The sequence below is a fragment of the Bradyrhizobium sp. 33ap4 genome, assembly GCF_032654765.1.
Classification (GTDB): Bacteria; Pseudomonadota; Alphaproteobacteria; order Rhizobiales; family Xanthobacteraceae; genus Bradyrhizobium; species Bradyrhizobium australafricanum.
Genome location: NZ_JAUMTJ010000020.1, coordinates 1 through 12,990 on the forward strand (window position 1 = coordinate 1; position 12,990 = coordinate 12,990).

At 65.5% G+C, this 12,990-nt stretch carries 12 protein-coding genes and 1 pseudogene; 3 read left to right on the plus strand and 10 right to left on the minus strand.

Going from position 1 to position 12,990, the window contains the following annotated elements; genetic code table 11:
* The first annotated feature begins 243 nt into the window (after window positions 1-243).
* A complete protein-coding gene (locus Q2M23_RS16920) occupies window positions 244-1,383 on the plus strand; it encodes a hypothetical protein (RefSeq protein WP_316396177.1) in 1,140 nt (379 codons plus the stop codon).
* Window positions 1,384-1,532: 149 nt separating this feature from the next.
* Entirely contained in the window at window positions 1,533-2,759 is a 1,227-nt protein-coding gene (locus Q2M23_RS16925; protein WP_028335143.1) for an ABC transporter substrate-binding protein, read from the plus strand.
* 124 nt (window positions 2,760-2,883) lie between these two features.
* Here the strand turns inward: Q2M23_RS16925 and Q2M23_RS16930 are convergent, their stop codons facing one another.
* The 4 genes and pseudogenes from Q2M23_RS16930 to Q2M23_RS16945 all read right to left on the minus strand — a co-directional run bounded on the left by Q2M23_RS16930 (window position 2,884) and on the right by Q2M23_RS16945 (window position 5,636).
* Entirely contained in the window at window positions 2,884-3,453 is a 570-nt protein-coding gene (locus Q2M23_RS16930; protein WP_316396178.1) for a DUF2147 domain-containing protein, read from the minus strand.
* A 51-nt stretch (window positions 3,454-3,504) separates the two neighbouring features.
* Window positions 3,505-4,154: pseudogene (locus tag Q2M23_RS16935) on the minus strand (DUF3313 domain-containing protein).
* A gap of 391 nt (window positions 4,155-4,545) precedes the next feature.
* The gene (locus Q2M23_RS16940) at window positions 4,546-5,220 is read right to left on the minus strand and encodes a TetR/AcrR family transcriptional regulator (protein ID WP_229192205.1); all 675 of its coding nucleotides are present in this window, start codon (window positions 5,218-5,220) and stop codon (window positions 4,546-4,548) included.
* Between the two features lie 158 nt (window positions 5,221-5,378).
* A complete protein-coding gene (locus tag Q2M23_RS16945; RefSeq protein ID WP_316396181.1) occupies window positions 5,379-5,636 on the minus strand; it encodes a hypothetical protein in 258 nt (85 codons plus the stop codon).
* A 196-nt stretch (window positions 5,637-5,832) separates the two neighbouring features.
* Here Q2M23_RS16945 and Q2M23_RS16950 point away from each other — a divergent pair, with 196 nt between their 5' ends.
* On the plus strand, window positions 5,833-6,225 hold the full coding sequence (locus tag Q2M23_RS16950) for a nuclear transport factor 2 family protein (protein WP_316396182.1): 393 nt from the start codon (window positions 5,833-5,835) through the stop codon (window positions 6,223-6,225).
* A gap of 33 nt (window positions 6,226-6,258) precedes the next feature.
* Here Q2M23_RS16950 and Q2M23_RS16955 read toward each other — a convergent pair whose 3' ends face one another.
* The 6 genes from Q2M23_RS16955 to panB form a co-directional block, all read right to left on the minus strand.
* Window positions 6,259-7,506 carry an MFS transporter gene (locus Q2M23_RS16955; RefSeq protein WP_316396183.1) on the minus strand — a complete coding sequence of 416 codons (1,248 nt, stop codon included), beginning with the start codon at window positions 7,504-7,506 and terminating at the stop codon, window positions 6,259-6,261.
* Window positions 7,503-8,885, minus strand: a complete 1,383-nt coding sequence (der, locus tag Q2M23_RS16960) for a ribosome biogenesis GTPase Der (protein WP_316396184.1) — start codon at window positions 8,883-8,885, stop codon at window positions 7,503-7,505. Before der ends, Q2M23_RS16955 begins: the two co-directional genes overlap by 4 nt.
* Window positions 8,886-9,038: 153 nt before the next feature.
* Window positions 9,039-9,596 carry a hypothetical protein gene (locus Q2M23_RS16965; RefSeq protein ID WP_076831906.1) on the minus strand — a complete coding sequence of 186 codons (558 nt, stop codon included), beginning with the start codon at window positions 9,594-9,596 and terminating at the stop codon, window positions 9,039-9,041.
* A 37-nt stretch (window positions 9,597-9,633) separates the two neighbouring features.
* Window positions 9,634-10,290 carry a tetratricopeptide repeat protein gene (locus Q2M23_RS16970; protein ID WP_028335134.1) on the minus strand — a complete coding sequence of 219 codons (657 nt, stop codon included), beginning with the start codon at window positions 10,288-10,290 and terminating at the stop codon, window positions 9,634-9,636.
* Between the two features lie 268 nt (window positions 10,291-10,558).
* On the minus strand, window positions 10,559-12,157 hold the full coding sequence (locus Q2M23_RS16975; protein ID WP_316396185.1) for a class I adenylate-forming enzyme family protein: 1,599 nt from the start codon (window positions 12,155-12,157) through the stop codon (window positions 10,559-10,561).
* Window positions 12,158-12,167: 10 nt separating this feature from the next.
* A complete protein-coding gene (gene panB / locus Q2M23_RS16980) occupies window positions 12,168-12,989 on the minus strand; it encodes a 3-methyl-2-oxobutanoate hydroxymethyltransferase (RefSeq protein ID WP_018271260.1) in 822 nt (273 codons plus the stop codon).
* Window position 12,990: the final 1 nt, after the last annotated feature.

The following is a 12,990-nucleotide window of genomic DNA, read 5'->3' on the forward strand; positions in this document are numbered from 1 at the left end:
TACAGAAGCAAGTGCCCGGCGAGTGGATGACGCGAAAAGGGATTGACTAACCAAGGCCCGTTACAGAAGCCCGGATGGAGCGAAGCGCAATCCGGGATAATCTCTACGCGGAGAAACCGGCCCCGGATTTCGCTTCGCTCCATCCGGGCTACGCACCTCCTTGCGATTGACTCGCTCGCATCCCCACGATTGACTACGCTCCCCAGCGGGACGACCGCCAAGAAAAATCTCGGGAGGCAACCAATGACGCCGACGTTCAATCGCGCGCGCTCCATTCTGTCCGGATTGTTTCTCTCCGCCTGCATCGCATCATTAGCCCTTTTTGCTCAGCCAGCGCCCGCCAGGGCCAGTGACGTCCCGACGTTTGCGGTCGATGCGTTCTGGCCGAAGCAACTTCCCAACAACTGGATCCTCGGCCAGGTCGGCGGCATCACGGTGGATTGGCAGGGCCACATCTGGATGATCCACCGGCCGCGCTCGCTGACCGACGACGAGAAGGGCGCGAGCCTCAATCCGCCGCGCTCGAAATGCTGCGTCTCGGCGCCGCCGGTGCTCGAATTCGACGCTGACGGCAATCTACTGCGGTCCTGGGGCGGTCCGGGTGACGGCTATGAGTGGGTTGGCCGCGAGCACGGCATCGAGGTCGACGAGCGCGGCTTCGTCTGGATCGGCGGCAACGCCGACAATGACAATGCGATCCTCAAGTTCACCCTCGACGGCAAGTTCGTCTCGCAGATCGGCTCGATCGCACCGAGCAAGGGGTCGAACGACACCACCCAGCTCGGCAAGCCCGCCGAGACCGCGATCGACAAGGAGGCCAACGAGATCTACGTCGCCGACGGTTACGGCAACCGGCGCGTCATCGTGTTCGATGCCACCACCGGCGCCTACAAGCGGCACTGGGGCGCCTATGGCAACAAGCCCGATGATGCCAAGCAGCCGCCCTACGATCCGAAGGCGCAGGTCGCGCAGCAGTTCGGCAATCCCGTGCACTGCGTGAAGGTCGCCAATGACGGACTGGTCTATGTCTGCGACCGCATCAACAACCGCATCCAGGTGTTCAGGAAGGACGGCAGCTTCGTGAAGGAGTTCTTCTTCGAGAAGAGCACGCTCGGCAACGGCGCGGTGTGGGACATCGCGCTGTGGCCCGATCCCAAGCAGACCTACCTGCTCTCCGCCGACGGCGAGAACAACGAGATCCGCATCATCAGGCGTGACGACGGCGCGGTGGTCGGCAGCTTCGGCCGCAACGGCCGCAACGCCGGGCAATTCCACTGGGTGCACGCGCTCGCGGTCGACGCCAAGGGCAACGTCTATACCGCCGAGGTCGACACCGGAAAGCGAATCCAGAAATTCAAGCTGACCTCCGACGCGCTCAAGTAAGGGTTTCACCGGATGACGCTTCGACGCAGGCCCACCCCGCTTTAGGCGGATTGCCGCGCCCCCCGGGAAAGGGTAAGCGGGAACTTGAGCGACCGGCAAAAAGGCTCCGCAAGAGGGCTGTCCGGGCTTTAGACAGTGGAGGGAATTTCATGACAACGACGTTTGCGCGGCGCTGCGCCGCGCTTCTTGCTTGCGCCGCACTCGGCCTTTCAACTTCTGCGTTCGCGCAGGACAAGACCGTCAAGATCGGCGTGCTGAACGATATGTCGAGCCTCTATGCCGACATCGGCGGCCCGAACTCGGTGGTCGCGATCAAGATGGCTGTGGAGGATTCCGGCCTGCTCAAGAAGGGCTGGAAGATCGACGTCCTCAGTGGCGACCACCAGAACAAGCCCGACGTCGGCGTCAACATCGCTCGGCAATGGGTCGACAACGAGAAGGTCGATGCGATCGCCGACACGCCGAACTCCGGCGTGGCGCTTGCGGTCAACAATCTCGTCAAGGAAAAGAACATCGTCCTGCTGAATTCGGGCGCGGCGACCGCCGACCTCACCGGCAAGGCCTGCACGCCGAACACGATTTCATATACCTACGACACCTACATGCTGGCCAACGGCACCGGCAAGGCCCTGACGAAGGCCGGCGGCGACACCTGGTTCTTCCTGACGGCCGATTATGCATTCGGCCACGCGCTCGAGCGCGACACAACCGCGGTCGTCAACGCCAATGGCGGCAAGGTGCTCGGAAGCGTCAAGCATCCGATCAACACCGCCGATTTCTCCTCGTTCCTGCTGCAGGCACAATCGTCCAAGGCCAAGGTGGTCGGCCTCGCCAATGCCGGCGGCGACACCACCAACGCGATCAAGCAGGCGGCCGAATTCGGCATCGTTTCCGGCGGCCAAAAGCTCGCGGCGCTGCTGCTGTTCATCAACGACGTGCATTCGCTCGGGTTGAAGACCGCGCAAGGCCTGACGTTCACGGAATCCTTCTACTGGGACATGAACGACCAGACCCGCGCCTGGTCGAAGCGGTTCTCTGCTTTGGCCAGCAAGAACGCGATGCCGTCGATGACCCAGGCCGGCAACTACGCGATGGTGCTGCACTATCTCAAGGCGATGGAAGCGCTTGGCGGCAATCCGCATGACGGCGCCAAGGTCGTCGCCAAGATGAAGGAATTGCCGACCGACGATCCGCTGTTCGGCAAAGGCCCGCTGCGCGCCGACGGCCGGCGCCTGATTCCGGCCTATCTGTTCGAGGTGAAGAAGCCCGAAGAGTCCAAATACCCATGGGACTATTACAAGCTGATCGCCACGATCGCGCCGGAAGACGCCGCAAAGCCGCTTGAGGCCAGCGACTGTCCGCTGCTGAAGAAGTGACCGCGTAGCGGTCATTCCGGGGCGCGCAACGCGCGAACCTCAGATGCGCAATTGCGCATCGGGGAATCTCGAGATTCCGGGGTTCGATGCTGCGCATCGCCCCGGAATGACTTTTTGCACCTTCTTACTTCGCCGCCGACTTCGCCTTGACGGGCGGCGGCAGCGATGCCCATTCCCTGTCGGCGCGCGGGCCGCCGACGTCGCCGGTCAGGCCGACGAGCTGGCCCGGCTGCACGTCCAGCGTCTGCGTCCAGGTCTGGGTCTGGCACAGCAGCTTGAGCAGGCATCCCTTGAGCTTCAGCCGGTCGGACTTGTCGCGCCACAGCGAGACCGCATAGGACTTGCCGTCCTCGGCGTTGTAGATGTCGCCGTCGAACCTGCCCTCCGGCGTCAGCTTCAATCCGAGGATCAGCTGATGGCCGAGCAGCGCACGCGTCCGCTGGTCGGGGTCGGGATTGAAGCTGTCGCGGAGCGGCTGGCCGTGTGAATCGAGCGGATCCTTCATCCACACGATGAAGCCGCAGATGCGGTCACGCGCGGGGCCGCAGCGCTCGAGGCGAATGCGTGCGCGGCCGTCTTCGGTCAGCCAGGTGCCGCTGGGATCGACTGGGGCAATCGTCTCGGCGCGGCCGGTCGAGCTCATCAGCAAGGCAGCGACGAGGCTGCGCAGAAACATGCGAACCAGAAAGTTCATGGTAAAGGACCTTTCAGTGTCGGGATGGTTTGCGGACGCGCGCGGCGCGCGTCACATCAATTGCGCCACGAAGGCATCGGCACCCTTGTCGATGCCGGCGGTGGCCGCGGCGAGATCGCCGACGCTGGCCTTGATGTCGTAGGCATTGGGATATTGCTTGCTGACATAGGCGCCGAGCAGGCGCGAGGTCGAGCTGTCGAACATCTCGACGGCATAGATGACGGAGCCCGTCATCGTTCCCTCGCCGTCGCGCGCGGCCTGCACGCCGTTGTAGACCGCGCCCGCCAGATCGAAACGCGACAGCGTGCCGAGCACCGGCGTGTTGGCGACCGCGCCGGTCAGCGTCAGCCGCAGGCGGAACGTGTTCGGCCCGCGCGTGTTCACCAGCGTGAAGCGGCCGCGCAGCTTGTCGGCGAAGCGGGTCTGCATGTAGGCGGCGAGCGTCTGCTTGCCCTTCTCGGACATGTCGCCGAACTGATGATCCGCGCCGCGATAGATCACGACCGGATCGATCATCACCTTGTTGTAGCTGCGCCAGTCGACCGGCGGCGCACACGCCCCGAAGAATCGGACGTGTCCGGCGTCATGTAGGCCGACGATGCCACATCCGAATAGGCCACCGGCGTGACGGCGGCACATCCTCCGGCGAGGACGCAAAGCGCCATCGCTCCCAAACCGCGCACGGCGATCGAGCTCTCCATTCCAATCTCCTCATCCGACCCTAAAGCGGAAGAGCAGCTCGGCCGCAGCCGCGTCCGGGGCTAAAAAGTACGGCTGCGGCCGTCACTGCCGACCTGGCTCGCTGTCGCGGGGCGCCGCCAGACCTTGCCTCAGTGCGACTATAAAACCGACCAGTTGGTTTGTAAAGTTGCAATCGCGGGAGACGCGTCAGATAAATGCGGCGGTCGAAATGTCGTGTTGGCTGGCGAGGCGGCTTCGCGAATGGCGGCCGCGCGTTGTCACAAACCCGCGACATCTCGTGTGGTACGGCAGAAATCGCCGGGGGATTTCAGGGGCCCGGTGCCGATCCAACGCCGCCAAGCGATCCATATTCCGCTTGGGCGGCGTTGTGCTTTCGGCGGCGCCGGGAATTCAGCGGCGCTTGCGCGCCGATGCGGGCTTTGCCGCGCGCGCGCCGGCCGGAGGCGAAGATGCCGTGCGCGCCGCCGTCGTCTTGGCTGGCTTTACTGCTTCCGACGCGCCCTGCTCCATCGCGGTCCACTTGCTGTCGTCGAGCAAGCGCTCGAACAGGCGATCGCGCTCCGCCTCGGTCAGCGACAACATGCCGAACAACGAACTCAGCAGCAGCCCCCGCGCCGCCGCCCAGCGCAGCAGCGCGAGATCGGGATCGCTGGCCTCGGCCTTCATCAGCGCGACCTTCTTGATGTCGACATCGCGCGGCATCGCCATCAATTCGGGGTTCTCGTTCATCGCCGCCAGCAGTGCGAACGCCCCTGCCCTCGGCGTTGAGATCGCCTCCCGCAGCGTCGCGATCTGCGCCGACAGTTCGGGCTGGTCCGTGGTCCCGCGCACCTTTTCGATGTAGCGGTTCGAGAACTCCTCGAAATGCGCCATCTGCTGCTCGAGCAAGGCGCGCAGCACCGCTTCCTTGGTGCGGAACTGATGCATCACGCCGCCCTTGCTGAGACCGCTCTCGCGCGCAATCGCGTCCAGCGTCAGGCGCCCCGGACCATCGCGCGTCACGATGGTGATCGCGGCGTCGAGTGCGGCGTTGCGGGAGCGTTCCGAACGGGAAGGATTATCCATGGTGTACTCAGGAAGGAGTCGCTTGAGATCACAGTATCTCAGCGGCTTCGGTCAATCTCAAGCGCTGCGAGGCAGCGCGAACGGCGTCCCCGGAATGGCGGTGTCGCCCTCGGAAGACGCGTCAATCTCGGGAATCGGTCTTCGACCTATCCGATCGCTCACGCGCACAAGCGAACCTTTTGCAGCAGGCCATGAAGGAAGCCGTAGGCCATTCGGCCGACGACCCGTTCCCCTCGACCGCGTGCGCGTGCGACGGCCTGCGCGTCGGCATAACTCGCCGCGACGATCGTCCCGTGCCTGCCGCCATCGAGTTTCAGGTCGGTCAGGTAGACAAGGCCGCGCGACGTCAGCAGCGCCGCCTGCGCGGCGCTGAAGCGGGTCAATTCATCGCAGATAACAACGGCCTCGTCGGTCACCATGCTGCTCCTGGCAGCGCGCCCCGGAGCGAGGCGCGTCTTCATCCGGTATCAGCTCTTATACAAACCAACCGGATGGTTTGTAAATGGACAATATGACGCAATCCGCCCGGTGCGGCCGGACACATCATCGTGTCGGATCGGCGCGCTCGCATTCGTCCTCGAAGCATCAGCCAGCATTCGGAGCACGCGAGCGATGACACAGCAGAAACAGAAAGCGGAAACCGAAATCAGGGCGCTCATCGACGCCTGGACGGACGCCGTCCGCCGACGCGACTATCCCGGCATCTTCGCCCATCACGATCAGGACATCGTGATGTTCGACGTTCCGCCGCCATTGCAGTCACGCGGATTGGATGAATACCGGAAGACGTGGGACTTGTTCTTCAGGTATCACCGCCCATCCTACGCCTTCGATGTCGAGGAGATCGCGATCACGGCCGGCGATGATGTGGCCTTCGCGGTAGCGGTGATGCGGTGCGGCCCGCCTGATGCCGCGTTCCAGTTCAGGCTGACGATCGGCTTGCGCAAGGTCGACGGCGAGTGGCGCGTCACGCACGAGCACCATTCGGTGCCGGCGACGGAATAGAGCGTCTCGTGGTGGATCCGTCGGCGGCCCGCCCTACGCTCTCTTTGCCGCCATCGTGCGCCAGGCGATGGCGAGCGCGAGCAGCAGCAGCGCGCCGGCCAGATAGAACGGCGCGCCGGGCATCTTCACCGGCACGGTATCGCCGATGAAATACGCAAACGTCAGCGTGAACAGGAACGGGCCGATCAATTCCGACATGCTCTGCACGCTTGAAGTCGCGCCCTGCAACTGGCCCTGTTGATCGGCGGCGACGAGCTGCGTCGTCAGCGCCTGCGTCGCAGCGCCCGAGAGGCCCCACAGCGCCATCACGGGAATGCCGATCCAGAACAGCTGGCCGGTCGGCGCGGCGCCGAAGATCACGAAGCCCAAGGCGCCGCAGACGAGGCCGAGGAACAGCGCGTTGCGCTCGCCGAGGCGCTGCACGATCGGGCCGATCGCCGCGCCCTGCACGATCATGCCGCAGAGCCCGACCAGCGCCAGCGTCGCGCCGACGGTGCCGGTGTCCCAGCCATAGCGATAGGTGGCGTAGAGCACGAACACCGAGGGCAGCACGACATGCGCGAGCTGGCCGAAGAACGTCGCCAGCGACAGGCCGGCGAGCGTCCGGTTCGAGCGCAGGAAATGCAGCGCGCCGATCGGATTGGCGCTCTTCCATTTGAACGGCGCGCGCCGCTCCACGGGCAGCGATTCCGGCAGGATGAACAGGCCATACAGCCCGTTGACGAAGCTCAAACCCGCCGCCGCCCAGAACGGCAGCCGCGGATCGATCTCGCCAAGCAGGCCGCCCAGCGCCGGTCCGAGGATGAAGCCGGCGCCGAAGGCGACGCCAATCTTGCCGAACATCGCGGCGCGCTGCTCCGGCGCGGTGACGTCGGCGATATAGGCGAACACGGTCGAGATGCTCGACGAGGTGATGCCCGAGATCGCCCGCCCGATGAACAGCCAGATCAGGTTCGGCGCCAGCGCCATCAGCACATAGTCGGCGGCAAGGCCGAAATTCGACAGCAGCACCACCGGCCGGCGGCCGAAGCGATCGGACAGCGCGCCGAGGATCGGCGAGCAGACGAACTGCATCAAGGCCCAGATCGAGCCGAACACGCCGAAGATGCGCGCCGCATTTGCAGTGTCGTTGTTGACGAAGCCCTCGATCAGCTTGGGCAAGATCGGGATGATGATTCCGAGCGCGAGCATGTCGAGCAGCAACGTGATGAAGATGAAGATCACCGCGCCGCTGCGCGGTTGCGCTACAGCAACCGTGTCGCCCTCCGACCTTTCGCTCACGACGGGCGTTTGCGCTTGTGGGCGAACGGATTGGCCTTCTCGCGCAGCGTGATCCGGATCGGCGTGCCCGGCAGATCGAACGTCTCGCGCAGCGAGTTGATGAGGTAGCGCAGATAGGATCGCGGGATCGCGTCGGCGCGCGAGCAGAACAGCACGAAGCTCGGCGGGCGCGCCTTCACTTGCGTGATGTAGTTCAGCTTCAGCCTGCGGCCCGAGACCGCCGGCGGCGGGTTGGTCTGGATCGCCTGCTCGAACCAGCGATTGAGCGCCGAGGTCGGCAAGCGCCGGTTCCAGACCGCATAAGCCTCCTGGATCGCCGTCATCAGGCGGTCGATGCCTTCGCCCATCAGGCCGGAGACGGCGACGATCGGCGCGCCCTTGACCTGCGGCAGCCAGTGGTCGGCATCGGTGCGCAGTTGCGAGATCTGGTTGGGCTTGCGCTCGACCAGGTCCCATTTGTTGACCGCGAGCACGATGGCGCGGCCTTCGCGCTCGACCAGGTCGGCGATGCGCAGGTCCTGCTCCTCGAACTTGTTCTGCGCGTCCATCATCATCACGACGACTTCGGCAAAACGCACCGCGCGCAACGCGTCGGCGACCGAGAGCTTTTCCAGCTTCTCCTCGATCCGCGAGCGGCGGCGCAGGCCGGCGGTGTCGAACACCCGGAACTGGCGGCCCTGCCAGGTGATCTCGACCGCAATGGAATCGCGCGTGGTGCCGGCCTCGGGGCTGGTCAGCAGCCGCTCCTCGCCCAGCAGATGGTTGATCAGCGTCGACTTGCCGGCATTCGGCCGGCCGACGATGGCGACACGGATCGGGCGCTGCGCGGCCTCCTCCTCCGAGATGTCCTCATCGTCCTCAAGCTCGTCGTCTTCCTCCGGTGTCTCCGGCACCAGCGCGCTCAGCGCCTCGTGGAGGTCGCCCATGCCCTCGCCATGCTCGGCCGAGATCTGGACGGGATCGCCGAGCCCGAGCGCGTAGGATTCCATCGCGCCGATCTCGCCATGCTTGCCCTCGGCCTTGTTGGCGACCAGCACCACCGGCTTGTTGGCCTTTCGCGCGAAGTCGGCGAAGGCACGGTCGGTCGGCGTCAGGCCGACGCGGGCGTCGATCACGAACATCAGGGCGTCGGCGAGTTCGATCGCGGTTTCGGTCTGCTCCTGCATCCGCGCCGTCAGCGAACCCTTGGCGCCTTCGTCCAGACCTGCGGTGTCGATGATGGTGAAGTCGAGGTCGTAGAGCCTGGCCTGGCCCTCGCGACGGTCACGCGTCACGCCGGGCTCGTCGTCGACCAGCGCGAGCTTCTGGCCGACCAGCCGGTTGAACAGCGTCGACTTTCCGACATTGGGCCGGCCGATAATGGCGATGGTGAAAGACATGGATCATCCAGGCGCCGCGTTGCGGCGCGCGTCAATGAATTGAACTAGGAGCCTAAAGCGCGATGAGATCGGATTGAATCGTCATCGCGCCTTAGATTCTTGTTTTAGCATGATCTTTTCGGAAAACCGCTTCGCACTTTTCCGGATCATGCTCTACCGGCTAAATCCGCCGCTCGGTAGCGGTGCGGGGAAGGCGCCGCCGGATTGTTGCGTGGTCTGGGTCTGCTGGGCCGGCGCCGCGGGCTGTGCCTGCTGGTCGTCGGCGGGCGGCGCGGTGGTGCGGCGGCGGACGATCTTCTTCGGCTTCGGCTCCGGCGGCAGCGCGGCGGGCGCGCCCTCCTCGGCTGCGGCATCGGGAGCAGCCGCCTGATCCGCGGCCGGCGCCGCCCTGCCCTTGGCGTGCTTCTTCGCGCCCTTCGGCGGCTCGGGCGGCGGGGCCGGCTGGGCGGCAGCGGCTGCCGCGGCGTTCTGCTGATCGAGCTGTTCCTGCTGCGAGCCCTTGTACAATTCCTTCGGCACACCCTGCTCGAGGCCGGGCACGCCTTCGGGGAAGACCGGCTTGCGGTCGCCGGCCAGCTTCTTCTTGGTGTCAAGGAAGTCGAGCAGGTCGCTCGGATCGAAATTGGACATGCCGCCACCGCCGCACCCTGCCAGCACGCTGCAAAGCGCTGTCAGAACTGCGGCTGCGATCAGGCGTTGCGAGCGGCGCATGGTCGATCTCTCACTCAAACTCGGGTTTCGCGCCAAGTCAGCTCTTCGCGACCGGCGGCAACAAGGCCTGCAGCGCTTCGGCACGCGAGCGCAGGCTCGGCGGCGTCTCACCGTCATTGGCAATCTGGTCGAGCCACTGCCGCGCGGCGGTGGCATCGTTGGCGCGCCAGGCCGACAGCGCCAGCAGCTCGCGGGCGGAGTGACGGAACGTCGAGTCCTTCGCCGTTGCCGTGGCCTCGAGCCGTTGCAGCATGTTCGGATAGGTGGTGGTTTCCATCGCGAGCTGCGCGGCGCGGATCCGCGCCAGGTCCTGCTCGGGACCGCCGACGCTGCGGTCGGCTGCGATCTCGTCATAGAGCTTCGCGGCAGCCGGCTGATCGCGGGTCGCGACCTCGGCGGCCATGCGCAGCCGCGCCAGATTGCGGTAGCCGGACGGTGCCTTGGTGATGAGAGCGGCGAACGCAGCCTCGGCCTCGGCGTGCTTGTTCTGATCGGACAATTCGACGGCACGGTCGAACGCCGCACCGGCCTCGGCGGCCTTCTTGGCCTCAAGATACTGGTAGCCGCGCCAGCCACCGACGCCCGCAACGATCAGGATCGCCAGGGCGATGATAAAGAGCGAGTACTTGTCCCACAGCTTCTTGAGCTGATCGCGACGGACTTCCTCGTCGACTTCGTCAAATAATTCAGACACTTAAGGCTATCCCATCCCCTCGGGACCGCTGCTATCGGTGGGGCCCAGCCCTACCCGATCCCCACATCGCGGCGGCGTTACCCTAATGGTGTGGCGGAGGCAAGGCAAAGCGAGGCGGATCAAAGCGTTAACGGGGGACGTTTGCGACTTGCCGCAACAGGCCCCCAGCCCGCGCTGCACGTGCCGACCTAAGAGCGAGCTTCGCTCGTCTCGACCCCCGCAAGCGGGAGAGGTCGACCGAATTCGCGGATGGTACGTCCACGCCTCGCTAGGTGCCTATCGCGGACAGGCTCTCCCTGATCTGGCGCTTGATCACCTTGCCGTTGGCGTTGCGCGGCAGCGGCTCTGATGTCAGCGCCATGGTCTCCGGCACCTTGTAGTCGGAGAGCCGCTCGGCGCACCAGGCGCGCAGGCTCTCTGCATTCACGTCCGTGCGGGTCACGATCACGGCGTGCACGCGCTCGCCGAGCACCGGGCACGGCTTGGCGATGATCGCGCTCTCGACCACGGCGGGATGGCCGGCCAGGACAGACTCGACCTCGGCGGAATAGATCTTCAGGCCGCCGCGGTTGATCATGTCCTTCTGGCGATCGAACACACGGACGAAGTTTGCCGCGTCGATCGAGCCGAGATCGCCGGAATGCCAGAAGCCGGCCGTAAAACTCTCCGCTGTCGCCTTCGGATTGTTCCAGTAACCCTTGATGACCGAGGCGCTGCGGATCCAGAGCTCGCCGATCTCGCCGCGCGGCAGTTCGCGGCCGTCAGCGCCCATCACGATGATCTCGGCACCGGGGCACGGCAAACCGACGCTGTCGATATGGGCGGCGGTCAGTTCGCCCGGCATCAGCGTCGAGGGCGACGTGGTCTCGGTCGCGCCGTAGCAATTCGCAAGCTTCAGCCCGGGAATCTTGGCGTCGAGTTTTTCGATGGTTGCGACCGGCATCGGCGCGCCGCCGAAGCCGCCGATCCGCCAGCTCGACAGATCGTAGCTGTCGAAATCCGGCTGCATCAGGCAGAGATTGTACATCGCCGGCACCATCACCGTGTAGCTGACGCGCTCGCGCGCCGCGACCTTCAGATATTCCGAGGCCTTGAACTCCGGCATAATGATCAGCGCGCCGGCGCAGCGTGCCATGGTGGTGATGTTGGCGACCGCGCCGGTAACATGCGCGAGCGGCACCGCGGCGATCGAGCGATCCGACTTGGTCAGCTTCAGGCACGACACGAACACCATCGAGGAGTGGATGATGTTGCAATGGGCGAGCATGGCGCCCTTGGGCCGGCCCGTGGTGCCCGATGTGTAGAGGATCATCGCGGTGTCCTCTTCCCTCACCTGTGCCGGCGCCCGGGCCGCAACGTTGTCGACGAGACCGGCGAATTGCGACGCGCCGTCGTCGCTGACCGAGATGCGATGCTTGAGGCCGGGAACATCGGCCGCATCAGGGATGCGGTCGGCGAGCGTGGCCTCATGGACCAGAAGCGTCGCGCCGCAATCGTTCAGCACATAGGCGATCTCGGGCTTCTGCTGGCGCGTCGAGAGCAGCACCGTGACCAACCCGGCATGCGCGGCGGCGAACATCGTCAGCACGAATTCGATGCGGTTGCCGAGCAGGATCGCGACGCGGTCGCCGGGCGCAAGGCCGAGTCTTGCAAAGCCCGCCGCGACCTTGGCCGATTTCTCCGCGACCTCGCGCCAGCTCAGGCGCGTCGCGCCGCAGACCAGCGCCTCGCCGTCGCCGTTCTGCGCAACGGCGTCCGCGATCATCGCCCAAAGGCTGCCGGGCCGCTCCGGGAAAGCCGGCACGACGCGGTCGCCGAACCGCGGCTCGAGCCGCATCGGCGGAATTGCGTGCTGCGACCAGTCCATGCGCGCCCGGTCAGCTCTTCTTCATGCCGTAGACGTGCTCCGGCCCCGGGAAGGCGCGGCTCTTCACGTCGCGCGCATAGCCGGCGATCGCCTCCTCGATCATCGGCCCGAGATTGCCGTAGCGGCGCACGAATTTCGGCGCCCGCGGCGACAGGCCGAGCATGTCCTCCAGCACCAGCACCTGGCCGTCGCAGGCAGCGCTGGCGCCGATGCCGATGGTCGGCACCGCGATCGACTGCGTGATCTTGCGCGCCAGCGGCTCGGCGACCGCCTCGACCACGATCGAGAACGCGCCCGCCTCCGCGATCGCCCTGGCGTCGTTCTCGATCGGCGCCCAGTTCTCTTCCTCGCGGCCCTGCGCGCGGAACGAGCCAAGCGTGTTGATCGACTGCGGCGTCAGACCGATATGGCCCATCACCGGAATGCCGCGCTCGGACAGGAACGCCACCGTCTCCGCCATCCGCGCGCCGCCCTCGAGCTTGACCGCGCCGCACAGCGTCTCCTTCATGATCCGCACCGCGGATTGAAACGCCTGCTCCTTCGAACCCTCATAGGAGCCGAACGGCATGTCCACCACGACGAGCGCAGCTTGCGAGCCGCGCATCACCGCGCGGCCTTGCAGGATCATCATGTCGAGCGTGACCGGCACGGTGGTCTCGAAGCCATGCATGACGTTGCCGAGGGAATCGCCGACCAGGATGGCGTCGCAATGACGGTCGACCAGCGCCGCGGTGTGCGCATGATAGGACGTCAGCATCACGATCGGCTCGCCGTTCTTGCGGGCGCGGAGATCGGGCGCGGTCTTGCGCTTGATGGCGGATTGAACAGACATA